Genomic DNA, 26,599 nt, shown 5'->3' with positions numbered 1-26,599 from the left:
AGCGTATGACCGTCATCATCTGGATCGCCGAACCCACCTGGGCCTCGTGCGTGGACGCGGCCCGCGCGCGGTGCGCCGAGCGGGAGCCGGTCACGCTGCTGGGCGTGACGGACGAGGGGGTCGCGGCGGCGGCACACGGCGCGTTCACCAGGCTGCTGGGGCGCGGTCACGGCCCCGGCCAGGACCCGGGCCGCCGCCTGGCGGAGGAGGCCGCCGGCGCCGCCGCCGGACTGCTGGAGCGGGCCGCCGCCCGGCTGGGCCGGCCCGCGCGGCGGGTGGCGCGCACCGGCCGGGTGGAGGACGAGGTGATGGCGGAGCTGGCCGGGCGGGGCGCGGAGGACCTGCTGATCTGCGCCCGGGACGGCGACCGCTCCCGGCCGGGCCCGCACACGCTGGCGCCGCCCACCCGGTTCGTGGTGGACCACGCGCCGTGCCCGGTGCTGCTGGTGTGGTGAGGGGTGCCGATGTCGGCCGTGTGACGGCACGGTGACAGCCGTACGAAAATCCTTGCGAACGAAATGAACGTAAGCGAGACCTCGGTCACAGCCTGGTGGATATTGCGTCAAGTGCAATCCGGCCCCCCGAGCCGAATGACTCCACAAGGACGAGGAGACCACCGTGGCCGCAACCAGCCCGCCCGAGGCGCCGGGCGCCCCGCGCAAGAGGCGTGACCGTACGCACTGGCTTTACATCGCCGTCATCATCGCGGTCGCCGCGGGTATCACGATCGGTCTGCTCGCCCCGGGCGTGGGGGTGGAGCTGAAGCCGCTGGGCCAGGGGTTCATCGCCCTGATCAAGATGATGATCTCGCCGATCATCTTCTGCACCATCGTGCTCGGCATCGGCTCGGTCCGTAAGGCGGCCAAGGTCGGCGCGGTGGGCGGGCTCGCCCTCGGCTACTTCATGGTGATGTCGACCTTCGCGCTCGGCATCGGCCTGCTGGTGGGCAACTTCCTGGAGCCGGGCCACGGTCTGAACCTCTCCGAGGTCGACACCAACGCCGGCGCCGAGGCTGCCGAGAAGGCCGGCGAGTCCACCGTCGACTTCCTGCTCGGCATGATCCCGGACACCATGGTCTCCGCCTTCACCGCGGGCGAGGTCCTCCAGACCCTGCTGGTCGCGCTGCTGGTCGGCTTCGCGCTCCAGGCGATGGGCAAGACCGGCGAGCCCGTGCTGCGCGGCATCGGCAGCATCCAGAAGGTCGTCTTCCGGGTGCTGGGCATGGTCATGTGGACCGCCCCGATCGGCGCGTTCGGCGCGATCGCGGGCGTCGTCGGCGAAACCGGCGTGGACGCGCTCAAGTCGCTGGCCGTCATCATGATCGGCTTCTACGTCACCTGTGTGCTGTTCATCGTCGTCGTGCTCGGCGTCCTGCTGAAGCTGACCACCGGCGTCAACATCTTCTCGCTGCTGAAGTACCTGGGCCGCGAGTTCCTGCTGATCGTCTCCACCTCCTCCTCCGAGACCGCGCTGCCGCGTCTGATCGCCAAGATGGAGCACGCGGGCGTCAGCAAGCCGGTCGTCGGCATCACGGTGCCCACCGGCTACTCCTTCAACCTGGACGGCACCGCCATCTACCTCACGATGGCCTCGCTGTTCATCGCCGAGGCGATGGGCACCCCGCTGGCCCTGGGCGAGCAGCTCTCCCTGCTGCTGTTCATGATCATCGCCTCCAAGGGCGCGGCCGGTGTCTCCGGCTCCGGCATCGCGATCCTGGCCTCCGGGCTCTCCTCGCACCGCCCCGAACTCCTGGACGGCGTCGGCCTGATCATCGGCATCGACCGCTTCATGAGCGAGGCCCGCGCCCTGACCAACTTCGCGGGCAACGCGATCGCCACGGTCATCATCGGCACCTGGACGAAGGAGGTCGACAAGGACCGCATGCGGGAAGTCCTCGCCGGCCGGCACCCGTTCGACGAGGCTACCCTGGTCGACGACAGCCACGGCACCCCGCCCTCCCCACCGGAGCCGGACGCCCCGACCCTGGACAAGACCCCCGCCAAGGTCTGACCACCCCACCGTTCCCCCCGCCGCAGCCGCGCCCCCCCGTACGGAGGGGCGCGGCTGCGGCGTGCCGGGACCGGCTCGCCTTCGGGAGCCCGCTCTTGTGCGGGTGACCGGAGTACGCCACTCTCTGCATCCGACCGCGCCGCCCCCACGCCCGGAGGAAGCAGTCTCATGGCCCACCGTCAGCCGACCATCACCGCGTACGCCGTCCACCCCGTCGCCGGCCGGGACTCCATGGCGCTCAACCTCTCCGGCGCCCACGGCCCGTTCTTCACCCGCAACGTCGTCGTCCTGGAGGACTCCGAGGGCCGCACCGGCGTCGGCGAGGTGCCCGGCGGGGAGCGCATCACCCGCACCCTGCGGGAGGCCGAACCCCTCGTGCTCGGCGCCCGGGTGGGCGACTACCAGCGGGTGCTGGCGGAGATCGGCGCCCGGTTCGCCGGGCGCGACGCGGGCGGACGCGGCGCCCAGACCTTCGACCAGCGCACCACCGTGCACGCGGTGACCGCCGTGGAGTCCGCCCTGCTCGACCTGCTCGGCCAGCACCTGGAAGTCCCGGTGGCGGCGCTGCTGGGCGAGGGCCAACGGCGGGACGCCGTACGGGTGCTGGGCTATCTCTTCTACGTCGGCGACCCGGACACCACCGGCCTGCCCTACACCCGCGAACCCGGCGCGGCGGACGCGTGGCACCGTCTGCGGCACGAGGAGGCGCTGACACCGGCGGCGATCGTCCGGCAGGCCGAGGCCGCCCACCAGCGGTACGGCTTCCGCGACTTCAAGCTCAAGGGCGGGGTGCTGCCGGGCGACGAGGAGGTGGCCGCCGTCCGCGAGCTGAAGCACCGCTTCCCCGGGGCCCGCATCACCGTGGACCCCAACGGCGCCTGGTCGCTGCGCGAGGCGGTCGAGCTGTGCGGGCCGCTGCTGGACACCCTCGCGTACGCCGAGGACCCGTGCGGCGCGGAGGACGGCTACTCGGGACGCGAGATCCTCGCCGAGTTCCGCCGGGCCACCGGCCTGCCCACCGCCACCAACATGATCGCCACCGACTGGCGGCAGCTCACCCACGCCCTGGCACTCCAGTCGGTGTCCATCCCGCTGGCCGACCCGCACTTCTGGACGATGCGCGGCTCGGTGCGGGTGGCGCAGCTGTGCAACGCCCTGGGCCTGACCTGGGGTTGCCACTCCAACAACCACTTCGACATCTCGCTGGCGATGATGACGCACTGCGGGGCGGCGGCCCCGGGCGCGTACAACGCCCTGGACACGCACTGGATCTGGCAGGAGGGCCTGGAGCGGCTCACCGTCTCCCCGCCGCGGATCGTGAACGGCGAGGTCGCCGTCCCGTACGACGCCCCGGGCCTGGGCATCACCGTGGACCGCGACCGGCTGGCGGCCGCCGCCGAGCTGTACCGCGAGCAGGCGGTGGGCGCCCGCGACGACGCGGCGGCGATGCGGCTGCTCGTCCCCGGCTGGACCTTCGACCCGAAGCGGCCGGCCCTGGTGCGCTGATGGCCGGGAGCCCGGTGAACGAGGCAGCCGGCGCGCGCCGTTGAGCCGGTGGAGTCTCGCCCGGCACGGATTTCTCAGTCGCCGGCCCGACCCAGTGGGTCGATCAGCGCGGGGAGGGCACGTCGCCGTTCGTGGAGGTCTCGCACGGTGGAGGTGGCAGTGCCGGTCAGCACACGGTCCAACTCGGTGAGGCGAGCGCGGGCGGTGGAGCGCAGGCGCGCGGGAGGCACGGTGTCCAGCACGGTGAGGGCACGGGCCGCCGCGTCCCCCGGCTCGCCGGCGGCCGCCTCGGCATGGGCGTGCAGCAGCGTGGCGGCAGCCCACCCCGGAGTACCCACGGCACAGCGGGCGGCGGAACCCTCGGCCAGTTCGACGGCCCGAGTGGCTCTGTCCAGCGCGAGGCATGCCTTCGCCTCGTGCAAGCGGTGCTCGGCGAGGTCGTAGCCGAAACGCCCCGGCTCTCCGTCACCCCCGGCGGCGGAGAGTGCCGCGTCGGCGGCAGCCCGGGTGTCCTCCGCTTCCCTGTCCCGGCCTTGATCCGCCAGGGAGGGCGATACCGCCCAGCCAAGGAGCTGTGCACGCACCAGTGGCGTGGGAGCAGCGGCAAGGCCGCGTTCGGCGAACTGAAGCGCGGTGTCCGGCCGGTGGCGCGCACGGGCGATCATGCTCCGTGCGCCGCAACACCAAGCGGTCAGCCGCGCGTCCCCCACCCGTGCTCCGATGTGAGCGGCGGCGGTGACATGGACATCCGCGCCCGTGAGGTCGTCCAGGTGATAAGCCAAGTTCCCCAGGAGAGCTGAGAGCCAGCCCGTCACCCGGGACAGCTCCGTGATGTTCCCGGGGACGGCGGTCATGGGCCCTGTCAGCATTTCACGGACAGCGCGGACCTCACCGAACAGCACGTGGGGCGGATGCTTGCTGTAGCCCAGCGCGTAGTGGTCAAGGGCAGCGTGGGCGGCTTCCAGCACGTCCGGCCCGGCACTCGGATCCGCCAGCAGCGCCAGGTGAAGGGATTCGCGGACGGCCGGCAGTCCGGCAGCTGTGGTCATCGGCTCTCCCCATGCGGGTGGCAGCGGACAGTCTGGCCGACCGTACCCGAAGGCCGCAGCCCGGGTGGGCGCTGCAAGCGCGAGCCCGCCCGGGTGTGTCAGTTCGAGGTTTTCCAGCGTGGTCCCGTAGGCGCGGGCCAGCATCACGGCGTACTCGGGTCCGGGCCGCTCGCGGGAGTCATGTTCCCAGCGGCACAGCATGGATTCCGAAGGCCCGGGCGGCGCCAATCCGTCCAGGCGATAGCAGTCGGCTATTTGCCCGATCGCCTCCGTCCTGGACCACCCCAGGGCCAGGCGCCACGCCTCCAGAGCGCCGACCTCGGGCAATTCGCGGCGCAGCCGGGCGGCGATCTGCCGCGTGTGCTGCCCCTGGCGCTGGCTGTCCCGGCGGATGTGTGCCGCCTCGCGGACGATGGCCGCACGTCTCGTTCGGGTGACCACAGCCATGGCATCCCCCTCTGGGGCTTGACGGCCCGGGCGCTCAAGGTAGCCCGCCCGGACACGCCGGGGGAGGGCGTGTTCAGGGGGCGCACGGGTCCGCACTTCTCATTGCGGGCATCCGCAATCACCGCCGCCGACCACGGCAATGACGCGGGCGCCCCGCGGCGAGCAACCTGCGGAAGCCGAGGGCATCGTGCCCGTCATCAACGGTCCCTCACCCACTTCCACCATGAGGTGCTGATCATGAATGAATCCGAACTCGCCGGCCGCACCGTTCTGATCACCGGGGGCGGGGGGCTGATCGGCAGCCGCATCGTCGGCCGGCTGCGCGGGCTGGGCGCCCGGGCCACCACCTTGTGCACGCTGGACGCCTACCCCCACAGCGTGTACCAGGACTTGTTCGGCATGAGCCTGAGCGACCCGAGCATCGTCTGCGGCAGCGTCACGGACACCGCCCTCGTGAAGCGGCTGGTGTCCGAGAGCGATTACGTCATCCATGCCGCCGCTCTCGCCGATGTCGCGGCCTGCACCCGGTGCCCGGCGGACGCGATCACCACCAACATCACGGGGACCCAAGTGCTGCTGGATGCCGCGGTTGCCTCCGATCGTCTTCGCCGGTTCGTCTTCGTGTCTTCCGCGAGCGTCTACGGCAACGGAGATCAGCGGGATGGGGCACGGCCGGAGGACGAGTACCGGGTCATGCGGCAATTGCTGGAGTCGGTGTACGGCCGCACCCCGCCCCAGTTCGCCGAATTCACGGCCCTGCGGCCGATGTCCGGCTACGCGAACACCAAGGCCTGGGGTGAGACACAGACCGCCCTGGCTCTCGGAGCGGTGGGCACCTCGTACACCGTCGTGCGTTATTTCTCCGTCTACGGAGAACCGCAGGTGATCAAGAAAAATAGCCATTCCTGGGTCGTCGCCTGGTTCGCCGCCCGGGCTGCCGCTCCATCTGAACGGCGGCGGACACCAGACGAGAGACCTGGTGCACGTGGACGACATCGCCGCAGCCACCGTGCGGTCACTGATCGCCCCGCGAGCCCACAACGAGACCCTCAACATCGGTACCGGCACCCCCACCTCCGTCCGCAAGGTCGCGGAACTGGTCGCCCGCCGGTACCCCGGAACCAGGTTCGTCGAGTCTCCGCCGCCCCCCGGAGACCCGCTCGGTGGCTATGCCTGCACCCGCCGCATGGAGTCCGCACTCGGCTGGAGACCGGCCATCACGATCGCGGAGGGCGTCAACCGTTACGCGGCCTGGCTGGCCCGTACTCCCGCGGCGATTCCCGGCTGGCTGCGGGAGCAGCGGGCCGCCACGGGCTGATCAGATCACCGGAGGACGTCCCAGGCGCGTCATGCGCCACACGGTCGCCCAGCGCATCGGACGGCGCGGTGGGCATGGAGTTCGTACCCCTTCCACGAACCCGTGCCGCCACGCCCGCAGCCCGGTCAGCGAACGCGTACGGGCAACGGTCAGTCCCGCCCACACCGACAGATACACCGGGACGAGGAGAGCCGGCAGATGTCGCTTGGCCAGCCATACCCGGTTGCGGGCCACCATCCGGTGGAAGTGCGCGTGCCGGGTCGGCGCCGTCCACGGATGTTGCAGCACCAGCTCCGGCTCGTACAGCACCCGCCACCCCCGGTCCAGCGCCCGCCACGCCAGATCGGTCTCCTCGTGTGCGTAGAAGAAGGCGTCCGGCCAGCCTCCGATGTCGTCCAGCATCCGCATCGACAGGCTGTGACCGCCGCCCAGGAAGGTGGTCACGTAACCACCGCGCAGGGGATCCCCCGCCCGCAGCCGGGGAACATGCCGGCGCTGAGTGCGGCCTCGTTCATCCGCGATGCGGAAGGAGACGATGCCCAGGTGTTCATCGGCCACGTACAACTCCACCAGCCGGGTGAGGACATCCGGGGCGATCAGCAATCCGTCATCGTCGAGGTCCAGCACGACATCGACATCACCGAACGAGCGCAGCCGCTCCAGCGCGACGTTCCGGCCACCGCTGACCCCGAGGTTGGTGGGCACTTCCACGCCCGTGACGCCCGCCGGCAGCTCCGGCAGCCCACAGCCGTTGCCCACCACCACGACACGGGAGGCAGGTGTCTCCTGGGCGGCCACCGACTCCAGGAGCGCGCCCAGTTCGGCCGGGCGGTCCCCCATCGTCAGCACAGCGACACCCACGCGCAGATGGCTCACAGATGAACTCCGATGCTCGGATGGATGACGATGCTAGCCACCCGGGAACGGAGCCCTCGACCACCGGAAGGACGGACGGCTCATGCCAGTACTCCGCATCGGCGATTACCTCACCGGCCCGCGGAGCCGGCCCTTGTGCGACACCCCCTACGCCGCCATCGAGGACACCGACCTCGCAGCGTTCCTCGCCAACTGGGACGAGTGGCACCGCCAGGCCCTGGAGCGCGTTCCGCACCGCGTCCATCCCACCGCCCGTATCCACCCCACCGCCATCATCGGCGAAGACGTGATCATCGGTCCCGGCGTGCGGGTATGGGAGTTCTCCACCGTCCGAGCCGGCTCGGTACTGTGCGCCGGCGTCTCCGTGGGGTTCAACTCGGAGGTGACGAAGTCGTACCTCGGCGAGGGAACGATCCTCGGCCACCGCATCGGCCTCAGCCGCACCCTGGTCGGTGCCGACGCCCATCTGTCCGCCGGGCTCACCGTCGCCGCCATCAGTATGTGGAGCCCCCACATGAGCCGACCCGAGCGGGAGATCCTCCTCCGCCATCCGGACGGCCTCTACCGCACCGGAACCCCCCGGTTCGGCGCACTGCTCGGTGACCGCTGCCAGACCGGCAACTCCATCAGCCTCGGCCCCGGCCTGGCACTCGGGCCGGACAGCCGCATCGCCAGCGGCGTCACCCTCGCCGCCCGAGTACTGCCCGCCGACAGCATCATCACCGCACCCCATACAGCGGACGTCCACATCCGGCGGCGGCCCGGATGCGGGCCCGGCGGTTGTACGACGTGACCTGACGCGGCGGTCAGGGCAGTTCGACCACCGTGGCCGCGTAGGACAGGCCCGCGCCGAAGCCCAGCAGCAGGGCCAGGTCGCCGGAGCCGACGTCCTCGGTGGACATGATCGCCTCCATCGCCAGCGGGATGGAGGCGCCGGAGGTGTTGCCGGTGGTGACGATGTCCCGGGCGATCACCGTGGAGTCGGGCAGTTCCAGGCGTCTGGCCATGCCGTCGATGATGCGCACGTTGGCCTGGTGCGGGATGAACGCGTCCAGGTCCCCCGGGGCCAGCCCGGCCGCCGCCACCGCCTCCCGGCCGGCCTTGGACACCTCGTAGACCGCCCAGCGGAAGACCTGCTGGCCCTTCTGGGTCAGCGCGGGCCAGCGCATCCCCGGGTCGGCGCGCACCGCGTCCCACGGGGCGGTCTGGGTGACCGCGTCCCACTGGCCGCCGTCCGCGCCCCACACCACCGGGCCGATGCCCTGGGTGGTGGACGGGCTGACCACCACGGCGCCCGCCCCGTCGCCGAAGATCATGGCGGTGGAACGGTCCTCCACGTCCAGCAGGTCGGTCATCCGCTCCGCCCCGATGACCAGGACGTGGCCGCCCCGGGCGCGCACCGTGTCGGCCGCCAGCGACAGCGCGTGGACGAAGCCCGCGCAGCCCGCCGACAGGTCGAACGCCGCCGCGTGCCGCGCGCCCAGCCGGTGGGCGATCGCGGTGGCGGCGGCCGGGGTCTGCCACAGGTGGGTGAAGGTGGCCACGATGACGCAGTCCAGGGCGTCGGCCGTGATGCCCGCCGCCGCCAGGGCCTTGCCCGCGGCGGCGGTGCCCATCTCGGTGAGCGTCTCGTGCGGGCCCGCCCAGCGCCGGGTGACGATCCCGGTGCGTTCGCGGATCCACGCGTCGGAGGAGTCGATGCGTTCGCACACTTCCGCGTTGTCGACCACCCGGTGCGGCCGGTAGCCGCCCACTCCGGAGATCCTGGCGTGCGGCGAGCCACCGGTGGCGTGGCGCCCGGCGGGGGTGATCCGAGGCTTCATGGTGCTGGCCTTTCTCATCCTCAGTCGGCGAATGTTACCCGGGCGAGGGGGTCGAACCGCCCTCCGGCGAGCAACGTCCGGCAGCGGAATCGCTGGATCTTTCCGCTGGGGGTCCTGGGCAGCGTGCCACGTGGCAGAAACAGACACTCGGCCAGGGCCACCCCTGACTTCTCCCGTGCCACCGTCGCCGCGTGATCGGCGATCGGTGCGAAGTCGCGGGGCCGGCCCTGGGGTTCGAGCAGCAGGACGAGATGGGGCAGCCCCGAGACGCCGGCGTCGACCACCGCGACACAGCCCTTGCGGACCTGCGCGTGGCCCTCGATCGCCGATTCGATCTCGGCGGCGTAGACGTTCCGGCCGCCCACCGACAGCATGTCGTCCTCGCGGCCCACCACATACAGCTCGCCCTCGTGGTGGAAGCCGATGTCACCGGTGCGCAGCCGGCCGCCGGGGAAGCGGGCGGCGGTACGGTCCGGGTCGGCGTGGTAGCCGCTGGCCAGGGCGGGGGAGCCGACGCTGATCTCGCCGAGCCGGCCGGGCTCCCCGGCCGCGAGGGTCACCCCGGGCAGGGCCTGGCCGTTGGAGACCAGCCGGGTGGCGCGCGGATGATCCTCGCCGACCTCGCGCACCGTGCCCGCGCCGAGGGCGGCGCCGTCGAACAGCCGCGAGGTGGGCTCCTGCCGCCACGGCTTGCCGGCCACCGCCAGGGTCGCCTCGGCCATCCCGTACGCGGGCTGGAAGGCGGTCGGCGACAGCCCGTACGGGCCGAACCGCTCCTGGGCGGCCCGCAGATTGCCCCAGTCGACGCGTTCGGCGCCGATCACCGCCGTCCGCAGCCCCGCCAGGTCGCCGCGCAGGGCGCCGCGGCCCTGGGCGCGGGCCGCCAGATGTACGGCGGTGCTGGTGCCCGCGGTCAGGGTGGCCCCGTACTCGGTGAGGTCCCGGAACCAGCTGCGCGGCGCCATCCCGAACCGTTCGGGGGTGGAGAGCACGAAGTCGAAGTCGTGGGCCCAGCAGTAGAGCAGGCAGCCGAACATGCCCATGTCGTGGGAGAGCGGCAGCCAGGAGACGCCGGTGTCCCGGCCCGGCCGGCCGCCGGTCAGGTGGAGCAGCAGATCCAGTTGCGCCTCGACGGCCCGGGTGGTCAGGGCGGAGCCCTTGGGGGTGGAGGTGGAGCCCGAGGAGTACTGGATGAAGGCGAGATCGTCGGGCCCCGGCGGGCTGGGGTCCACCCGGCGCCCGGTGTCGGGCAGTTCCCAGGTGCTGGTGGGCAGCGCCCGGGTGAGGTGGGGCGGGATGAGGGAGAGGATCCACGCGTCGGCCAGGAACAGCACCGGGTCCAGACGTTCGGTCAGCGCGGTGAGCAACTGGCCGTACTCCTGCGGGCTCTGGCCCCGGGTGGGCAGCGGCAGCGAGGCGGGGGTGCCGCCGGCCAGCCAGATGGCGAGCAGACCGCGCACGGTGGCGGGGCCGTTGGTGGCGATGGTGGCGACCCGGGTGCCGGGGCGGACCCCCGCGGCGCGCAGGCCGGCCGCCAGGGAGTGGGCGCGCGCGGCGACCTCGCGCCAGGTGGTGTGCTCGAAGTCCTCGCCGGCCCAGGCGTGCAGGGTGCCGCGCGCCGAGCCATTGGTGAGCGCCTTCCACAACCGCATCGAAATGTCCCCCTTGCTTCTTTCTGATCGGACGGAGCCGGCCATTGGTACGGGATTGTCGCGGCGCCCGGCAATGATTCCGGGAATGCCGCCTTGGCCGTTATGGGATTCCGGCGCGAGCGGTTGGCGTCCGGGGCCGACAGTACCGCCGGAGCAACGCCCGGGGAAGTCCCGCAGGGGCATTGCGTGGAGAGGGAGTCAATGTGTCGAAAGTACTGGCGAACCGGGCACTTGTGGGGCAGTATGGGTCTGCTGGGCCCCAGATGAGCGGCTGTTGCACGAGCGCCGCGCCCGGGGCTTCCGCAGGTCCGGCAAGTTTATTGGTCAACCGGTTTGGTCCTGCCGAAATCCGAGACCTGGGTACGGCGGGGTGAAATCGAAAGTGCATCACGGGGAAATATATGCGCACACACGCTGGTGAACGGGGGCGAGCCGTATGTTCATTCGCTATGAACTGAGTCAGACGGGCCGTCATCGCCGCGAACATACCGCCGCCGAAACCCAGGAGGCCCGAAGTACAGAACCCGATCCGGCGCCGGTATGGGCGATACCCGCACCGCCGCTCATCGGACGCGAAGAGGAACTCCGCTGTGTCACCGAACTGCTCGCCGCACCGGGACTGCGGCTGCTGACCCTCTCCGGCCCGGCCGGCATCGGCAAGAGCGCGCTCGCCCACGCCGCGCTCGCCGCCACGGCCGCCGAGGGCCGGTGCGCCGTGGTGGCGCTCGACCTCGCCGAGGTGCGCGACCCCGCCATGGTCGACAGCACCCTGCGCGCCCTCACCGCCGAGGGCCCGCGCCGCCCCGAGGGCGGACGGCAACTCGTCTTCCTCGACAACTGCGACCCGGTCATCGACGCCGTCGCCGAAGGGGCGCTCCGGCTGCTGGCCGCCGCCCCCTGGACGGTGGTGGTGTGCGCCAGCCGCACCCCGCTCGACGTCTACGCCGAACGCATCCTGCCGGTGGGCCCGTTGCGGCTCGGCCCGGAGGGCGACGCGGTACGGCTGTTCACCGACCGGGTGAGCCCGTACTACCGGCACGGCATCACCGGCGCCCCCGAACGCGCCGCCATCGCCCGCATCTGCGAGGTCCTGGACGGCGTCCCGCTGGCCATCGAGATCGCCGCCGAGGCGGTCGGCCCGCTCAGCCCCGCCGAGCTGGAGGGCCGGCTGCGGCGCGGCGAGTACCCCGCCCGGGGCCGGCTGCGCGACCTGGCCGAACGCCACCGCTCGGCCGGTCACGCGCTCAGCTGGGGCGAGAGCGCCCAGCGCGAGGAGGACATCGCCCTGCTCAAACGGCTGTCGGTGTGCGAATCGCTCATCGACATCGACACGGCCGGGCAGTTGAGCGGCATCGGCCGCGAGGAGATCGCCGGCGGGCTGCGCCGGCTCGTCCACCAGGGGCTGCTCACCAGCGTCGACAACGGGCTCGGCGGCTACTCCTTCGCCATGACCCACATGGCGCGCAGCCACTACCGGCAGGAACTGGAACGCGACCCCGCCGCCCTGGCCATGGCCCGCGCCCAGCACGCCTCGGTGTGCCTGGCCTTCGCCGAGCGCATCGGCGTCACCGGCATCGGAGCCGCATTCGGCAGCGACCCGGACGCGGGGGCCGAGGACGGCCGCGACGCCCGCCGGGCCGCCGCCATCGCCCGCCGCCTCCCCGATCTGCGCGCTGCCGTACGGCACCTGCGCCAGGCCGGGCGGTACGCCGACGTCCTGCGGCTGCTGCTCGTCATGGCCGGCCCGGACGGGCCGGGGGGCGTCGAGTACACCGCCCAGCTGGAGGAGAGCGCCGAACGGGCCGTCGAGGACGGCGGCGCGGAGGGCCGGGGCCCGGCCGCCGCCGCCCTGCTCACCCTCGCCCACCTGGCGGCCCGCACCGGCGACCCGGAACGCGCCGGCGCCGCGCTGCGCCGCGCCATCGCCCTGAGCGGCCACGGCGAGCGGAACATCCCGGACGGCGCACGGGAGTTGCTGGCCGCGCTCGGGGACCGCGCCCGGCCGGCCCCCGTACCGCCGCCCGAGCCCCCGGCGCGGGCCACCGCGACGGCTACGGCAGCCGCGACGGCGACAGCGCCGCCGCACGACGCCGGGCTCACGCCACGGCAGCACGAGGTGGCGCAGCTCGTCGCCGAGGGCCTCACCAACCGTCAGATCAGCCGGGAGCTGGAGATCTCCGAATGGACCGTCGTCAATCATCTGCGCGAGGTGATGCGCAAGCTCGGCTGCCCGTCCCGCGTTCATGTGGCCCGCATCCTGGGGCAGCGCGCCGGCTGACGGTGCCCGGCGGGCGCTGCGCGGTGTGGCTGGGCCACGCCCCCGCGGCGCCCCGCCCCGTGGCGGACGGCGCCCTGCTGGACGGCACGGAGCGGGAGCGCGCCGACCGCATGACGGACCCGGTCGCCCGCGCCCACTACATCGCCGCCAGGGCCGGCATCCGCCGGACGCTCGGGGCGGCCCTGGGCACACCCCCGGCGCAGGTGTCCTTCGGCCGGGCCCCCTGCCCCGGCTGCGGCAGCGCGCGGCACGGCCCGCCCGTGCTGCTGGGCCAAGGCCCGCGGGCGGAGCGGGAGATGTGGCTGAGCGTCTCGCGCGCCGGGCCGTGGTGGCTGCTGGCGCTGTCGTACGCGGGGCCGGTCGGCGTCGATCTGGAGGTGGACCGTACGGATGTCGGTCCGGCCGTGCTGCGCCGCTGCTTCAGCGACGCGGAGCGGGAGCGGATCGCCGCCCTGCCGGCCGCGTGGCGGCAGCGCGAGGCGCTGCGCGGCTGGGTGCGCAAGGAGGCCGTCACCAAGGGCTGGGGCACCGGGACGGGGACCGCGGCCGGGCTCGGCTCGGTCGAGGTGCTGGCCGGTGCCTGGCCCGCCGGGCACCGGGCGGCGGTGGTCCGCCGGGCCGGCCGGCCCGACTGGCCGGTGGCCGAACTCCCGCTGGGGCGCCGCTTGGTGGGCGCCCTGGCCGGCCCGGTCGGCCCGGTCGGCCCGGTCGACCGGCCGGGCGACCCCGGTTAGCGGACGGCGAGGGCGGGCCGGGGACCGGCGCGGGCGTACCCGCACCGGTCCCCGGCCCGCCGGCCCGCCGTACCTCACGCGCCGGCCCGCCACCGTACGGCCGCCGCCCCGGCGAAGTCCCCGGCGTGCGCGAACCCGGCCAGCATCAGCAGCGAGCCGTCCGCGATCCGGCCCTCCCGCACCCCGTGGTCGAGGGTGACCGGCACCGCGGCGCCGAACAGGTTCCCGAACCGGTCGTAGGTGTCCAGGTGCCGCTCCGGCTTGATGTCGAGCCGCTCCTGCCACTTCCGCAGGAACACCCGGTTCGGCTGGTTGGTGATCAGGGTGTCGAGATCGGACGGTTCGATGTCGAGCCGGTCGCACACCGCGCGGACCGCCTCGGGCACCAGCCGGTTGCCGCGCTCGACGATGTCGGCCACCTTGCCCGGGGTGAAACCGACATGCACCTGGGACTCGCCCGCCTCCCAGTACTTGCGGCCGTCGCTGAGCGTCACACCGCAGTCCTTGGCGTACTCGCCGAGGTTGCGGGTCTCGATCGCCAGTACCGGCGACTCCTCGGACGCCGCCACGTACGCGACGCCGCAGCCGTCGCCCGGCACCACCGCCTCCGGCAGCTTGCGCACCTCCGACTGCGTCATGACGTTCCCGGCGCAGTTCTGCACATTGCACAGCAGTGCCGAGCGCGCCTGCCCGCTGCCGATCAGCGCGCGGGCCAGCTTCAGCATGTGGATGAACGAGGCGCAGCCGCCGTTGTGCGCGTCGAGCACCCAGCTGGGGCGCAACCCCAGCCGGTGGGTGATCTCCGCCCCCGACCCGGTGATCGGCAGGTCGGGTAGCAGCACATTGGTGATGACCAGGTCGATCTGCGCGGCCTCGCGCGGGCCGATGCGGTCCAGCAGCACCCGCCCCGCCTTCTCGATCATGTCGGCGGCGCTCTCGTCGCGGCTGACGTGGTGCCGGAAGGCGGGGGCGCCGAACATCGCGCTGTCGGACATCGGGCTGTCCGGGTCCCGGTGATCGAGGAAGTACTGGGTGGGTACCTTCTCGGGCGGCAGGTACGAGGCGACCTCCAGCAGGCTGACGGTCCTCACGCGGCGCCGCCGTTGCCGTGCCGGTGCTCCAGGATCTTCTTCAGGTTCTGCAGTTCGAGGGCGTGGGCGGCGGCGAAGATGTCCCAGAAGTCGCCGACCCAGGGCCGCTCGGGGGTGGGGGCCAGCTCGGGGAACGGGTTCTTGTCGTAGTACGGGTGCCGGCTGTTGGTCCACAGCACGACGGAGCCCGGCCGGCCCAGGACGGTCTGCGCGTCGACGACGCGGTGCAGGTACACCATCCACAGCTCCTCGCCCTGGTCCCAGGCGCAGTGCATGTCGACGGTGAGCGCGGCGGGGTCGGCCTCGACGCGCATGAAGATCTTGGTGTCCGGGTGCGCCAGCGGGTCGCGGCCCTCGTACAGGCCCGGCTTGCCCTCGACCGGCTGGAAGGCGCGGGTGCTGTACGTGAACTCGTCCAGGTTGCGGATGTCGCTGAGGTACGCGTGGACGGCCTGCGGCGGGGCGTCGATGTACTCCTCGACGGTCACGAAGGGGGAGGGGCCTGGGGTGTACGAGGCGGCGAGGCCGATGGCCTGCTCCTGCGGGGTGTTCTCGATCCGGATCAGGCCGGGGATGTCGTCGATGCTGCTGGGCATGGGGGTCCTAACGGTTGGTGTGGAACGGGCGGAACGGCGGTACCTGGTGCGGGTCGACGTCGATGGAGATCAGGACGGGGCGGCCGTCGTGCGGCGCGGCCAGCGCCCGGTCCAGCTCGGCGGCGTCGGTGGCGTGGTGGGCGCGGACCCCGGGGAACAGGGCGGCGACGCCGGCCCCGATGTGGGCGGGGCGGAAGAGGTTGAAGGTGTAGTCGCCGGTGAAGAAGACCTGTTCGCGGGTGTGGCACATGGCGTGCGCGTTGTTGTTGACGATGAGGAAGGTGACGGGCAGCCCGAGTTCGGCGGCGGTGTGGATCTCCATGCCGTGCATGTAGAAGGCGCCGTCACCGGCGACGACATAGGTGGGGGCGCCGGTGGCGAGCGCGGCGCCGATCCCGGCCCCGAAGCTGTGCCCCATGCCGCCCATGCCGAGCGCGGTGATGAACCGCCCCCGGCGGGGCGCGGGGACCCGGTGCACGGTGGTGGCCCCGGTGTTCCCGGCGTCGACGACGAGGTTGGCGTCCTCGGGCAGCCGCCGGGCGAGGATGTCGAGGGCCGTGGGCAGATCGAGCGCGGCGGCCGGGTGGGTGGCGGGGCGGGCGGCGGGGTCAACGGCGGCCCGGTGCGGGGCCGGTGGGGTGGGACGCGCACCGGCGCCGGTGGCCGCAGCCGCGCCCGGCGCGGTCGCGGGCGGCTCCAGCGCCCGCGCCAGTGCGTCCAGTTCCGCCGCGATCGGTCCGGTCAGCCGGATCAGGGCCGGGTGGTCGGCGGGCAGCAGCGGCGGTTCGCCGCCGTCCACGCTGATGACCGGTATGCCCTTGAGCTGTTCGCGCAGGGAGCCGCCGGCCATCTGCGGCAGCCGGTGGCCGGCCACGACGACGGCGGACGCCCGCGCGATGCGCCGGTCCGTCTCCGGCGTCCCGGACGGGCCCAGCACGCCCAGGCAGCGGGGGTGGGTGTTGTCGAAGACGTCCTTGGCGTCCGGCGCCACGGCGACGTCGGCATCCAACGCCTCGCACAGCGCGGCCAGTTCCGCGCGGGCGTCCGCCCGGATGACCCCGGGCCCGGCCAGGACGACCACCCCGCCCGCCGCACGCCCGGCGCGGTCGCCGGTGTCCTCCCACGCGTCGGTGGCGGCGCCGGGCACACCGTTCTGCCGCCCCTCGCCCGGCTCGCCCGCGACCGGGCCCCGGGCCGCCCGCGCGGCCGTCAGGACGGTGACCGCCTCCGCCCGCAGCGGCTCGGCCGACAGCGGCCGCAGCGGCGCGCCGACGCGCGCGATCCGCTCCGGCCAGGCGCCGAGCACGGACTGCTGGACGTCCTTGGGCAGCAGCAGGATCGCCGGGCCCGGGGCGGCCAGCGCCGCCTCCAGCGCCCTGGGCAGCGCCGCCACGATCCGGTCCGGCTCCGTCACCCGCGCGCAGAACACGCCGATCTCGGCGAACAGCCGCTCCGCGTCCATCGTGCCGGCCAGGCCCGAGGTCTCCTGGAAGGTGCCGGTGCCGTCAAGTGCCGCCGGTGGCTGGCCGATCAGGGCCAGTGCCGGGACCTGGGATGCGCGCAGTTCGGCGAGCCCGGGCACCAGGTTCATCGCCCCGGCCCCCGAGGTGGCGGCGACCACCGCCGGGCGGCCGGACGCGCGGTGGTAGCCGTCCGCCATCGTCGCCGCCGAGAACTCGTGCTTGGCCACCAGCGCCCGCAGCGGCGCACCGGCCAGTGCGACGGCGTCGTAGAGATCCTCGATATTCGCTCCGTCCACTCCGAAGACGTCGTGCAGTCCCTGCTCCCGCAGAAAGCCGACGACGTAATCAACCGTGCGCGATGAGTGACCCATGGTGGTGGCCCGTTCCCGAGAGGTCGTGGTGCGGGGGTCAGGACTTTCTATGCCGTCCGCCAACCGCCCACCACCCGCAGCAACTTGTCATTCCACCTGCCACACCCCTGCTGGCAGATTGCTGCTAGCCGCTTGTCATCCCGCCGGCCGGTACCACCGACCTAGGGTGTGATCCCTCACCCACCGGAAAGGCAAGGCATTCCCCGATGGTCACTGTTTCCATGGTCTGCGAACTGATGGCGAAGAAGCTCGGCGGCAAGGCGGATCAGCACACGCTCAACGCCGATACCGAATTCGAGACCGTCGGTCTTTCCAGCCTTCAGATCGCCGACATCGTCTATGCCATCGAGGACGAGGTCGGCATCGAATTCGACCCCGGCCAGGCGGCCAATGTGAAGACCGTCGGCGACCTGGTCGAGCTGGCCCGCGCCACCAAGCTCGGCAGCGTCGAGGCATGAGCACCGCCACCACCGCCCACCCCACCACGGGGCCCGCCCCCGGCCCGGCCGCCGTGGCCAACCAGGGCGCCACCGCCGAGGCGATCCAGCACCACTACGACGTCTCGGACGACTTCTACGCCCTGTGGCTGGACACCTCCCTCACCTACACCTGCGCCCTCTACCAGGACCTGGCCGACCCGGCCGAGACCCTGGAACAGGCCCAGCGCCGCAAACTGCACCACCTCATCGAGGAGTCCCGCGCCGACAGCGCCCGCCGGGTGCTGGACATCGGCTGCGGCTGGGGGAGTCTGCTGCGCCGGCTGGCCGAGGTGCACGAGGTGCCGCGCGCGGTCGGGCTCACGCTCAGCGCCACCCAGGCGGCCCTGGTGCGCGAGCAGGCCCCGCCCGGCGTCGAGGTGCGGCTCGAACCCTGGCAGGAGCACCGGCCCGAGGACGGGGGCTACGACGCGATCATCTCCATCGGCGCGTTCGAGCACTTCGCCGCCCCCGGCCTGTCCCGTACCGAACGGGTCGCCGCCTACCGGGAGTTCTTCGAGCGCTGCGCGGGCTGGCTGCCGCCCGGCGGGCGGCTGGCGCTCCAGACCAATGTCAAGGGCAACAACGTCGTCATGGACCGCACCACGGTCCGCGACCAGTTGTTCATCATGGAGATGATTTTCCCGGAATCCGAGATTCCGGCGCTCTCCGAGGTCATCCACGGCTCGGAGCGGCAATTCGACGTGGTCTCGCTCCGCAACGACGCCCCGCACTACAGCCGCACCCTGCGTGAATGGCACCGCCGCCTGGTGTCCCGCCGCGCCGAGGCCGTCGCCCTCGTCGGCGAGGAGACCACCGCGCATTACGAGCGCTATCTCAGCTCCGCCGCGGACCATTTCGACCGGCGCCATCTCGGCCTGGCCCGTATCACCTTCGAAAAGGTCAGGTGAAGCGTATGCGACCGCTCGACGACCTGAAAAAGGTGGTGTACTGGCACGAGACCGAACAGGCCGAGCCGGGACCGCCGCTGCGCGAGAGCGTCGACTGCGACGTCGCCATCGTCGGCGGCGGCTACGCCGGACTGTGGACCGCGCACTTCCTCAAGCAGGCCGAACCGGCCCTCGACATCCACGTCGTGGAGGCCGAGTACTCCGGTTACGGCGCCTCGGGCCGCGCCGACGGCTTCGTCACACCCACCATCGGCAAGGACATCCAGGCCCTGGTGGAGCAGTTCGGCGAGCGCCGCACCGCCGAGGCGTCCGCGGCCGTCGGCCGCTCCATCCTGGAGATCGGCCGCTTCCTGCGCCGCAACAAGGTCGACGCCGACTGGGAGGCCAACGACTACCTGCTGGCCGCCACCAGCCCCGCCCAGCTGAGCCGCCTCGCCGAGGACCGCGCCCTGGCCGCCCGCCTGTCCGGCGGCGCCGCGCCCGAACTGCTCGGCGCCCGCGCCGCCCAGGAGATCATCGGCTCCCCGGCGATCACCGGCGCGCTGCGCACCGGCGGCGCGCTGATCAACCCGTACAAGCTCGCCCGCGGCCTGGCCCGGGTGGTGCGCGAGCAGGGCGTGGTCATCCACGACCGCACCCCGGCGCTGCGCATCGACCCCGGCGTGCGGCCCACCGTGCACACCCCGGGCGGCCGGATCACCGCCGACAAGGTCGTGCTGACCGCCAACGCCCACCAGTTCACCTTCCCCGGCTTCCGCAACAAGGTCCTGCCGGTGTGGAGCTACGCCCTGGTGAGCGACCCGCTGACCGACGCGCAACTGGGCCGCATCGCCTGGGCCGGACGCGAGGGCCTGGTGGAGGCCAAGACGTTCCTCACCTGCGCCCGCTTCACCGCCGACAACCGGGTGCTGTGGGCCGGCGGGCCCGTGCTGTACTTCACCGGCCGCGATCTGCGCCGCCGCCGCATGAACGAGCCGCGCGCCTACCGCGAACTGCTGAAGGACTTCCGCCGCTTCTTCCCGATGTGGGACGACGTCCGGTTCCGGTACGCGTACGGCGGCACCATCGACATCACCCGCGACTTCGCCCCGCACTTCGGCTCGATGCCGGGCAACGTGCTGTACGGGTACGGGTTCTGCGGCAACGGCATCTCCGCCACCCACACCGGCGGCAAGGTGCTGCGCGACCTGACCCTGGGCAAGGACTCCGACTTCACCCGGCTGCTGTACGTCGACCGCCGGGGCCGCAAGCAGCCCTCCTTCCCGCCCGAGCCGCTGCTGTCGGCCGGCGTGCGGGGCATGACCCGGCTGCTGGAGTGGCGGGAGGGCCGGGCATGAGCGCCGCCGCCCGCCCCACCGTGCTGCTGACCGGCGCCGGCGGCGTCGTCGGCCAGTCCCTGCTGCGCGAGCCCTCGGCCGTACGGCTGATCGCCGCCGCCCGTGGCCCCATCGACGCAGGCCGCGCCGAGCGGGTGGTGCACTGCGACCTCGCCCAGGACCGGTTCGGCCTGGACGCCGACGCCTACCGGGCGCTGGCCGCCGAGGTCGACGTCGTCATCCACTCCGCCGGGCTCACCGAATGGGGCCTGCCCGCCGAACGGTACGAGCCGGTCAACATCGAAGGCACCCGCCGCGTCGCCGAGTTCGCCGAGACGGCCGGGGCACCCGTGCACTTCATGTCCACCGCGTTCGTCGCCGCGCTGCTGCCCGGCGCCGCAGCGCCGCTGCCCGACACCAACATCACCAGGCCGTACGTCCGTTCCAAGCTCACCGCCGAGCAGTTGCTGGCCAAGAGCGGCGTCCCGCACACCGTCTTCCGCCCCACCAACCTCATCGGCGACTCCGTCACCGGCTGGACCTCACGCCCGCAGGTCGTCCAGCTGCTCTCCGACTGGATGTGCCGGGGCCGCGCCCCGTTCGTCCTCGCCCACCCCGGCAACCGCACCGACATCGTGCCCCAGGACCTGCTGTCCAAGGCCGTCCTGCGCGCCATCGAACAAGGTGTGGACGAGGGCGAGTTCTGGGTCACCTACGGCGCCGAGGCGATGGACATGGAGACCACCCTCGCGCTGTGCGCCGAGCACGCCGCCTCCCTCGGCCGCACCCTGCCGGAGGTTCCCGTGCTCCACCCCGACAGCGAACGCGGCCGTGACCTGTCGGACCTGGCGCCGATGACCCGCTCGTACCTGTCCGTCCTGCGCGACGTCAGCGAGGTCACCATGGCCTCCGGCGGCGTCCTGCCCACCTCCATGCCCGAACTGCGCGAACGCTTCGCGCTGCCCGTCGTGCGCGACACCGACGCCTATCTGCGCACCCTGCGCCACGCGTCGGTGCCGCCGCCCGCGGAGAGGAGCTGACCTCCATGTCAGAGACCGCGCCCGAGACCGCAGTCCACAGCGCGGCGGACCCGGAAGGCTGGCAGCCGCCCCGGCTGGCGGAGACCGTGGCCGTGGTGACCGGCGCCAGCCGTGGCGTGGGACGCGGCATCGCGCTCGCGCTCGGCGCGGCCGGCGCCACCGTGTACGTCACCGGCCGCAGTTCGCGCACCGGCGACCGCACCGAGGGCCTGCCCGGCACCGTCGAGGACGTCGCCGAGGAGATCACCGCGCGCGGCGGCACCGGCGTCGCGGTGCGCTGCGACCACACCTCCGGCACCGACAACCAGGCGCTCGCCGACCGGGTGCGCGAGGGCCACGGCCGCCTGGACCTGCTCGTCAACAACGCCTGGGCCGGGTACGAACGCTCCGCCGAGGTACGGTTCGACGCCCCGTTCTGGCAGCAGCCCATGTGGCGCTACGACCTGTGCGCCGCCTCCCTGCGCGCCCAGTACGACGTCACCCGCCTGCTCGTCCCGCTCATGCTGCCCGCCGACCGGGGCCTGGTCATCGGCATCGGCTTCACGGACGGCGACACCTACCTGGGCCAGGCCGCCTACGACGTCTTCAAGCACGGCTCCGACCGGCTCAACCGCGCCTTCGCCGCCGACCTGCGCAAGCACGGCGTCACCGCCCTCGCCCTGCACCCCGGGTTCGTGCGCACCGAACGCGTCGAGGCCGCCTGGGAGGCGCTCAGCAGCGGACCGGCCGCCGTCCTGCACTCGGTGGAGTACGTCGGCCGCGCGGTGGCCGAACTCGCCGCCGACCCCAAGGTGTCCGAGCGCGCCGGAACCGTCCTCACCACCGGGGACCTGGCCGCCGAGTACGGCTTCGACGACGTCGACGGCCGCCGCCCGCCCGCCTTCCGCCTGGAGGGCCGGATGACCCTGGCCACCCGCATGGACCGGCTCAACCGGGTGGTGGCGGCGGCGAACGCCACCGGCGCCACCGCCGGGAAGAACACCTGACCGCTCCCGATCCGACCGACCGGAAAGGCACCTGCCCATGGACGGCAAGGAACACCGCTGGTTCATCCTGGCGGCCTCCATCATCCCCGTGCTCGGGGTCATCGCCGCGATGATCCTGCTGTGGAACCGCATCTTCGGCTGGAGCGACCTCGCCGCCCTCGTGATCATGTACGTGATCTGCGGGTTCGGCGTCTCCACCGGCTACCACCGGATGCTCACCCACCGCTCCTTCGAGACGTACAAGCCGATCCGCTACACCCTGGCCACCTGGGGCGCCATGGCCGGCCAGGGCCCGCCGATCATCTGGGCCGCCCACCACCGCCGCCACCACCGGGTGGCCGACAAGGAAGGCGACCCGCACAGCCCCCACCTGGGCTTCGAACCCGGCGTCAAGGGCACCCTGGCCGGCGTCTGGCACGCCCACCTCGGCTGGCTGTTCGACACCGGGCTCACCTCCGACCCGCTGCGCTACTGCCCCGACCTCACCCGTGAGAAGCCGCTGCGCTGGATCAGCGAGAACTTCGTCCTCGTCGTCCTCGCCGGCATCGCCCTCCCCGGCCTGCTGGGCTTCGCGTTCACCGGCGGCACCCTGTCCGGGTTCCTCACCGGCATGCTGTGGGGCGGCCTGGTGCGGCTGTTCCTCGTCAACCACCTCACCTACGCGGTGAACTCCATCGGCCACGTCTTCGGCCGCCGCCGCTTCACCACCACCGACGAGTCCCGCAACGTCGCCTGGCTGGCCATCCCCTCCTTCGGCGAGGCCTGGCACAACAACCACCACGCCTTCCCGCGCTCCGCCCGGCACGGCATGCGCTGGTACGAGGTCGACATCAGCGCCGTCTTCATCTGGTCGCTGGAGAAGACCCGGCTCGCCTGGAAGGTCGTGCGCATCGACACCGAACGGCTCACGATGCGCGAGGCCGGCATCTCCCGGGTGAGCGCGGCCGGCGCCGACCGGCAGCAACTGCTGGACTCCCAGCAGCAGATCGCCCCGCTCGCGGAGCGCTCGGCCGACGCCAAGCCCTCCCTGGTCGACGTCGAGTAGCCACCGCCCCCCAGTCACCGTCCGGCCGCGCCGGTGCCACCGACCCGGGCGGCCGGACGGTACATCCGCACACCCCAGGGAGCACAGCACGATGAGCGAGAACGCCTCCTTCTTCCGCTCCGACGACGAGGGCCCCGGCCGGCTGCGGCTGCACCTGAACGAGACCCCGTACGGCCCGCCGCCCGGCGCCGTCGAGGCGGTACGGGAGGAGGCCGACGGTCACCTGGCGCACTACCCCGACCCCTCCGCCCGTACCCTGCGCGCCGCACTGGCCTGGCACTTCGCCGTCGATCCGGAGATGCTCACGGTCGGCAACGGCGTGGACGAGCTGATCCTGCTGACCGCGCTCACCTTCGCCGCCGGCCCGGACGCCGAAGTCACCTGCACGGCGGGGACGTTCCCCGGCTACGGCGAGGCGGCGCGCGCGGTGGGCGCGACCGTACGGGCCCTGCCGCTCACCGAACGGCACGCCGTCCCCACCGCGGCGATGGCGGCGGCCCTGGCCGACGGCACCGACCTGGCGTTCGTCTGCAACCCGCTGAACCCCACCGGCTCGGTCCTGGCCGCCGCGGAGGTCGCGGACCTGCTGGCCGCCGCCCAGGACGCGCCGGGCCGGCTGCTCTTCGACGAGGCGTACCTGGACTTCGCAGGACCCGACCACGACCACGCGCTGGAACGGGTCAGGAACGGCGCTCCGGCGCTGGTCACCCGCACCTTCTCCAAGGCGTGGGGCCTGGCCTCGATCCGGCTCGGCGTGCTCATCGGACCGCGCGGGGACATCGCCCGCGTCGAACGCACCGCCCGCGCCCTGCCGTTCCGGGTCAGCCGCCCCGCACAGCGCGCCGTACGCGCCGCCCTGGGCCGGCCCGCCCACCTGGAGCGGGTGCGCACCGAGACCGCCCGCGCCCGCGAGCACCTGATCAAGTCCCTGGACACCATCGGGGTGACCGCCCTCCCCTCCGCCGCCAACTTCGTCATGGCCGAGCTGCCGGACGGTGCCGACAGCAGCCGCGTCGCCGCCCGCCTCGCCGCCGAACACCGCGTCCTCGTCCGCGATCTGACCCTGCTCGGCCTCCCCGGCCGGCTGCGGATCACCGTGGGCACCGTTCCCCAGGTCGAGCAGGCGGTCAGCGCGCTCGCCGCCGTACTGCACACCATGGAGCCCTCGTCATGAGCCACTACCGCCCGCACGTCCGCGACATCGAGTTCACCCTCTTCGAGGTACTGGGCCGGGGCGAGGTCTACGGGAAGGACGCGTTCGCCGACGCGGACGAGGCCACCGCGCGCACCATGCTCGCCGAAGTGGCCCGCCTGGCCACCGACGAACTCGCCGACGCCACCGTGGCCGCCGACCGCACCCCGCCCGAGTACCGCCCGCTGGACCACAGCGTCACCCTGCCCGACGCCTTCACCAAGGCGTACCGCACCTGGATGGAGAGCGGCTGGCACCGGCTGTGGCTGCCGCCCGAACTCGGCGGCTCCCGGATCGCGCCCTCCCTCCAGTGGGCCGCCACCGAACTCGTCATGGGCGCCAACCCGGCGCTGCACATGTACCAGTCCTTCGGCGGCTTCGCGTCCGTGCTGCACACCCTGGGCACCGAGGAACAGCGCCGGCTGGCCCGCACCATGGTCGAACGCGAGTGGGGCGGCACCATGGTGCTGACCGAGGCCGACGCGGGCAGCGACGTCGGATCGCTGCGCACCCGCGCCGTGCCGCAGCCCGACGGCAGCTGGCACATCGAGGGCGTCAAGCGCTTCATCACCTCGGGCGAGCACGATCTGTCCGACAACATCGTGCACTTCGTCCTCGCCCGCCCCGAGGGCCACGGCCCGGGGACGAAGGGCCTGTCGATGTTCGTGGTGCCCAAGTACCGCGTGACGGACTGGGCCACCGGTGAACTCGGCGCGCGCAACGGCGTCCGCGCCACAGCGCTGGAGGAGAAGATGGGCCTCAAAGCCTCCAGCACCGTCGAACTGACCTTCGGCGCCGAGGGTGAGGCGGCCATCGGATACCTGGTGGGCGAACGCCACGACGGCATCCGGCAGATGTTCACCATCCTCGAACACGCCCGGATGATGGTCGGCACCAAGGCCATCGCCACCCTCTCCAGCGGCCACCGCAACGCCGTCGTGTACGCGCGCGAACGCCTCCAGGGCGCCGACCTCACCCGCGCCACCGACAAGAGCGCCCCGCGCGTCCCGATCATCCGCCACCCCGAGGTGCGCCGCTCCCTGCTCACGCAGAAGGCGTACGCCGAGGGCCTGCGCGCCCTCGTCCTCTACACGGCGAGCGCCCAGGACGACGGGAACCGCGCGCTGAGCGATCTGCTGCTGCCGCTGGTCAAGGGGTACGGTGCCGAACGCTCCTGGGAGCAGCTCAGCGCAGCCCTTCAGATCTTCGGCGGCGCCGGCTACCTGGCGGACCACCCGCTGGAGCAGTACCTGCGCGACGCCCGGATCGACAGCCTCTACGAGGGCACCACCGCGATCCAGGGCATGGACCTGTTCTTCCGCAAGATCGCCCGCGACCAGGGCGCGGCGCTGACCGGACTGCTCACAGAGGTCAAGGAGTTCGCGACCTCGCGGGCGGGCGGTGACCAGCTGCGGCCGGAGTGCGAGCAACTGGGCGCGGCGGTGGGCGCGTTGCAGAAGATCGCGGAGACCCTGGGCGGTCACCTCCTGACGAGCTTCGCCGAACCCACCGCCCTGTACGAGGTCGGCCGCAACACCACCCGCCTGCTGATGGCGGCCGGTGACGTGGTCATCGGCTGGCTGCTGCTGCGGGGCGCGGCGATGGCGGCGGAGCGGCTGACGCGGGAGGTGCGCAGCGCGGACCGGGCCTTCTACGAGGGCAAGATCGCCGCCGCCTCGGTCTTCGCCCACGACGTGCTGCCGCTGGTGGCGGCCCAACTGCACACCGTCACCCGCGCGGACGAGCGGCTGATGGCCCTCCCCGAGGAGGCGTTCTGAGATGCTCCTGCCGCTGAGCCCCGAACAGGAGGCGGTGCTGTCCGGCTGGCTCACCGGCTACGTCACCGCCCCGCATCCCGAACTGGGCCGCGAGGGGCCGGTCTGCCCGTTCGTGGCGCCGTCGATCCGCTCCGGGGTGCTGCACAGCGCGCGCTTCCCGTGGCGGCCGGGCGACGGACTGCCCGCGATGTCCCGCCTCATCCACGCCGCCATGGACGCCTTCGAACGCCGCTTCGCCGCCCAGCCCACGTCCCTGGACAGCCTGATCGTGGTCTTCGACGGCCTGGAACGGCGCGAGTGGCACCTGATCGACGACGTGTACGAGGAGGTGAAGGACGAGGCGGTGGGCCGGGGCCTGATGCTCGGCCAGATGCACCCCGACTGTGACGCCCGCGCCGCCCGCAACCCGCTCTTCCCTGCCAACCGCTCCCCGCTGCCGCAGATGGTGGTGCGCAGAATGGCCTTCCACGACATCCTGTTCCTCCACCACCGGCCGGACTGGTTCACCAAGTACCAGGAGAACTACGGCCACTTGTACCGCTCACCGGACCGGGTGGACCCGCACTACGTCCGCCTCTTCGACGCCGGCGCCCTCGTGGCGGCCGGCGGCAGCCTGGTGTGACACCCGACGAAAGGCACCG

General features: G+C 72.7%; 22 protein-coding genes and 1 pseudogene. 16 read left to right on the top strand and 7 right to left on the bottom strand.

Annotated features, from left to right (window positions below):
* Positions 1–5 precede the first annotated feature (5 nt).
* From ACTFAP_RS08590 to ACTFAP_RS08580, 3 genes are all read left to right on the top strand, one after another.
* Complete coding sequence (locus ACTFAP_RS08590) at positions 6–455, top strand: universal stress protein (protein ID WP_500468679.1); 450 nt, start codon at positions 6–8, stop codon at positions 453–455.
* A 163-nt stretch (positions 456–618) separates the two neighbouring features.
* A complete protein-coding gene (locus ACTFAP_RS08585; RefSeq protein ID WP_400009817.1) occupies positions 619–2,010 on the top strand; it encodes a cation:dicarboxylate symporter family transporter in 1,392 nt (463 codons plus the stop codon).
* A 168-nt stretch (positions 2,011–2,178) separates the two neighbouring features.
* Complete coding sequence (locus tag ACTFAP_RS08580) at positions 2,179–3,516, top strand: enolase C-terminal domain-like protein (RefSeq protein ID WP_500468678.1); 1,338 nt, start codon at positions 2,179–2,181, stop codon at positions 3,514–3,516.
* A 74-nt stretch (positions 3,517–3,590) separates the two neighbouring features.
* Here the strand turns inward: ACTFAP_RS08580 and ACTFAP_RS08575 are convergent, their stop codons facing one another.
* The gene (locus ACTFAP_RS08575) at positions 3,591–5,012 is read right to left on the bottom strand and encodes an NsdA family TPR-like regulatory protein (RefSeq protein WP_500468677.1); all 1,422 of its coding nucleotides are present in this window, start codon (positions 5,010–5,012) and stop codon (positions 3,591–3,593) included.
* A 237-nt stretch (positions 5,013–5,249) separates the two neighbouring features.
* Between ACTFAP_RS08575 and ACTFAP_RS08570 the strand changes: the two are divergent.
* Positions 5,250–6,330: pseudogene (locus ACTFAP_RS08570) on the top strand (NAD-dependent epimerase/dehydratase family protein).
* Here the strand turns inward: ACTFAP_RS08570 and ACTFAP_RS08565 are convergent.
* On the bottom strand, positions 6,331–7,206 hold the full coding sequence (locus ACTFAP_RS08565) for a glycosyltransferase (RefSeq protein WP_495684089.1): 876 nt from the start codon (positions 7,204–7,206) through the stop codon (positions 6,331–6,333).
* Between the two features lie 82 nt (positions 7,207–7,288).
* Here ACTFAP_RS08565 and ACTFAP_RS08560 point away from each other — a divergent pair, with 82 nt between their 5' ends.
* The gene (locus tag ACTFAP_RS08560; protein WP_495684088.1) at positions 7,289–7,999 is read left to right on the top strand and encodes an LbetaH domain-containing protein; all 711 of its coding nucleotides are present in this window, start codon (positions 7,289–7,291) and stop codon (positions 7,997–7,999) included.
* Positions 8,000–8,012: 13 nt separating this feature from the next.
* Here ACTFAP_RS08560 and ACTFAP_RS08555 read toward each other — a convergent pair whose 3' ends face one another.
* Complete coding sequence (locus tag ACTFAP_RS08555; RefSeq protein WP_451750122.1) at positions 8,013–9,029, bottom strand: beta-ketoacyl-ACP synthase III; 1,017 nt, start codon at positions 9,027–9,029, stop codon at positions 8,013–8,015.
* A 20-nt stretch (positions 9,030–9,049) separates the two neighbouring features.
* Positions 9,050–10,681: an AMP-binding protein gene (locus ACTFAP_RS08550; protein ID WP_500468675.1), complete on the bottom strand. Its 1,632-nt coding sequence runs from the start codon at positions 10,679–10,681 to the stop codon at positions 9,050–9,052.
* Positions 10,682–11,117: 436 nt separating this feature from the next.
* On the opposite strand from ACTFAP_RS08550, the gene ACTFAP_RS08545 reads away from it, so the two are divergent.
* Positions 11,118–12,959 carry a LuxR C-terminal-related transcriptional regulator gene (locus ACTFAP_RS08545; RefSeq protein ID WP_500468674.1) on the top strand — a complete coding sequence of 614 codons (1,842 nt, stop codon included), beginning with the start codon at positions 11,118–11,120 and terminating at the stop codon, positions 12,957–12,959.
* Between the two features lie 59 nt (positions 12,960–13,018).
* Entirely contained in the window at positions 13,019–13,693 is a 675-nt protein-coding gene (locus tag ACTFAP_RS08540; protein WP_500468672.1) for a 4'-phosphopantetheinyl transferase family protein, read from the top strand.
* A 74-nt stretch (positions 13,694–13,767) separates the two neighbouring features.
* Here the strand turns inward: ACTFAP_RS08540 and ACTFAP_RS08535 are convergent, their stop codons facing one another.
* The 3 genes from ACTFAP_RS08535 to ACTFAP_RS08525 are packed head-to-tail and all read right to left on the bottom strand — an operon-like array spanning position 13,768 to position 17,214.
* Positions 13,768–14,784 carry a 3-oxoacyl-ACP synthase III family protein gene (locus ACTFAP_RS08535; protein WP_390116144.1) on the bottom strand — a complete coding sequence of 339 codons (1,017 nt, stop codon included), beginning with the start codon at positions 14,782–14,784 and terminating at the stop codon, positions 13,768–13,770.
* A complete protein-coding gene (locus ACTFAP_RS08530; protein ID WP_495684083.1) occupies positions 14,781–15,380 on the bottom strand; it encodes an SRPBCC family protein in 600 nt (199 codons plus the stop codon). The genes ACTFAP_RS08535 and ACTFAP_RS08530 overlap by 4 nt, the downstream gene beginning before the upstream one ends.
* A gap of 7 nt (positions 15,381–15,387) precedes the next feature.
* Positions 15,388–17,214, bottom strand: coding sequence for a thiamine pyrophosphate-binding protein (locus ACTFAP_RS08525; protein ID WP_500468671.1), 1,827 nt, complete (start codon positions 17,212–17,214; stop codon positions 15,388–15,390).
* 206 nt (positions 17,215–17,420) lie between these two features.
* Here ACTFAP_RS08525 and ACTFAP_RS08520 point away from each other — a divergent pair, with 206 nt between their 5' ends.
* The 9 genes from ACTFAP_RS08520 (at position 17,421) to ACTFAP_RS08480 (ending at position 26,580) form a co-directional block, all read left to right on the top strand.
* Positions 17,421–17,672, top strand: coding sequence for an acyl carrier protein (locus ACTFAP_RS08520; RefSeq protein ID WP_030725380.1), 252 nt, complete (start codon positions 17,421–17,423; stop codon positions 17,670–17,672).
* Positions 17,669–18,601 carry a class I SAM-dependent methyltransferase gene (locus ACTFAP_RS08515; RefSeq protein WP_500468670.1) on the top strand — a complete coding sequence of 311 codons (933 nt, stop codon included), beginning with the start codon at positions 17,669–17,671 and terminating at the stop codon, positions 18,599–18,601. The genes ACTFAP_RS08520 and ACTFAP_RS08515 overlap by 4 nt, the downstream gene beginning before the upstream one ends.
* Positions 18,602–18,606: 5 nt before the next feature.
* Positions 18,607–19,938 carry an FAD-dependent oxidoreductase gene (locus ACTFAP_RS08510; protein ID WP_500468669.1) on the top strand — a complete coding sequence of 444 codons (1,332 nt, stop codon included), beginning with the start codon at positions 18,607–18,609 and terminating at the stop codon, positions 19,936–19,938.
* On the top strand, positions 19,935–20,957 hold the full coding sequence (locus ACTFAP_RS08505; RefSeq protein ID WP_500468668.1) for an SDR family oxidoreductase: 1,023 nt from the start codon (positions 19,935–19,937) through the stop codon (positions 20,955–20,957). Before ACTFAP_RS08510 ends, ACTFAP_RS08505 begins: the two co-directional genes overlap by 4 nt.
* 5 nt (positions 20,958–20,962) lie before the next feature.
* The gene (locus ACTFAP_RS08500) at positions 20,963–21,943 is read left to right on the top strand and encodes an SDR family NAD(P)-dependent oxidoreductase (RefSeq protein WP_500468667.1); all 981 of its coding nucleotides are present in this window, start codon (positions 20,963–20,965) and stop codon (positions 21,941–21,943) included.
* A gap of 37 nt (positions 21,944–21,980) precedes the next feature.
* A complete protein-coding gene (locus ACTFAP_RS08495; RefSeq protein WP_500468665.1) occupies positions 21,981–22,988 on the top strand; it encodes an acyl-CoA desaturase in 1,008 nt (335 codons plus the stop codon).
* A 91-nt stretch (positions 22,989–23,079) separates the two neighbouring features.
* Complete coding sequence (locus ACTFAP_RS08490) at positions 23,080–24,162, top strand: pyridoxal phosphate-dependent aminotransferase (RefSeq protein WP_500468664.1); 1,083 nt, start codon at positions 23,080–23,082, stop codon at positions 24,160–24,162.
* Positions 24,159–25,958 (top strand): acyl-CoA dehydrogenase, encoded by a 1,800-nt coding sequence (locus tag ACTFAP_RS08485; protein ID WP_500468663.1) that lies wholly within the window; start codon positions 24,159–24,161, stop codon positions 25,956–25,958. Before ACTFAP_RS08490 ends, ACTFAP_RS08485 begins: the two co-directional genes overlap by 4 nt.
* 1 nt (position 25,959) lies before the next feature.
* Positions 25,960–26,580 carry a DUF6875 domain-containing protein gene (locus tag ACTFAP_RS08480; RefSeq protein WP_500468662.1) on the top strand — a complete coding sequence of 207 codons (621 nt, stop codon included), beginning with the start codon at positions 25,960–25,962 and terminating at the stop codon, positions 26,578–26,580.
* Positions 26,581–26,599 lie beyond the last annotated feature (19 nt).

The organism is Streptomyces sp. PH9007, from assembly GCF_059813725.1.
The sequence above is the reverse complement of the archived record's forward strand: the minus strand, read 5'-3'. Positions and strand labels throughout refer to the sequence as shown.

Bases quoted from the DNA above. Each gene is read 5' to 3' on its own strand.
- ACTFAP_RS08590 (WP_500468679.1), top strand. From the start codon at position 6: ATGACCGTCATCATCTGGATCGCCGAACCCACCTGGGCCTCGTGCGTG.
- ACTFAP_RS08580 (WP_500468678.1), top strand. From the start codon at position 2,179: ATGGCCCACCGTCAGCCGACCATCACCGCGTACGCCGTCCACCCCGTC.
- ACTFAP_RS08575 (WP_500468677.1), bottom strand. From the start codon at position 5,012: ATGGCTGTGGTCACCCGAACGAGACGTGCGGCCATCGTCCGCGAGGCG.
- ACTFAP_RS08560 (WP_495684088.1), top strand. From the start codon at position 7,289: ATGCCAGTACTCCGCATCGGCGATTACCTCACCGGCCCGCGGAGCCGG.
- ACTFAP_RS08555 (WP_451750122.1), bottom strand. From the start codon at position 9,029: ATGAAGCCTCGGATCACCCCCGCCGGGCGCCACGCCACCGGTGGCTCG.
- ACTFAP_RS08550 (WP_500468675.1), bottom strand. From the start codon at position 10,681: ATGCGGTTGTGGAAGGCGCTCACCAATGGCTCGGCGCGCGGCACCCTG.
- ACTFAP_RS08545 (WP_500468674.1), top strand. From the start codon at position 11,118: ATGTTCATTCGCTATGAACTGAGTCAGACGGGCCGTCATCGCCGCGAA.
- ACTFAP_RS08530 (WP_495684083.1), bottom strand. From the start codon at position 15,380: ATGCCCAGCAGCATCGACGACATCCCCGGCCTGATCCGGATCGAGAAC.
- ACTFAP_RS08525 (WP_500468671.1), bottom strand. From the start codon at position 17,214: ATGGGTCACTCATCGCGCACGGTTGATTACGTCGTCGGCTTTCTGCGG.
- ACTFAP_RS08520 (WP_030725380.1), top strand. From the start codon at position 17,421: ATGGTCACTGTTTCCATGGTCTGCGAACTGATGGCGAAGAAGCTCGGC.
- ACTFAP_RS08515 (WP_500468670.1), top strand. From the start codon at position 17,669: ATGAGCACCGCCACCACCGCCCACCCCACCACGGGGCCCGCCCCCGGC.
- ACTFAP_RS08510 (WP_500468669.1), top strand. From the start codon at position 18,607: ATGCGACCGCTCGACGACCTGAAAAAGGTGGTGTACTGGCACGAGACC.
- ACTFAP_RS08505 (WP_500468668.1), top strand. From the start codon at position 19,935: ATGAGCGCCGCCGCCCGCCCCACCGTGCTGCTGACCGGCGCCGGCGGC.
- ACTFAP_RS08500 (WP_500468667.1), top strand. From the start codon at position 20,963: ATGTCAGAGACCGCGCCCGAGACCGCAGTCCACAGCGCGGCGGACCCG.
- ACTFAP_RS08495 (WP_500468665.1), top strand. From the start codon at position 21,981: ATGGACGGCAAGGAACACCGCTGGTTCATCCTGGCGGCCTCCATCATC.
- ACTFAP_RS08490 (WP_500468664.1), top strand. From the start codon at position 23,080: ATGAGCGAGAACGCCTCCTTCTTCCGCTCCGACGACGAGGGCCCCGGC.
- ACTFAP_RS08485 (WP_500468663.1), top strand. From the start codon at position 24,159: ATGAGCCACTACCGCCCGCACGTCCGCGACATCGAGTTCACCCTCTTC.
- ACTFAP_RS08480 (WP_500468662.1), top strand. From the start codon at position 25,960: ATGCTCCTGCCGCTGAGCCCCGAACAGGAGGCGGTGCTGTCCGGCTGG.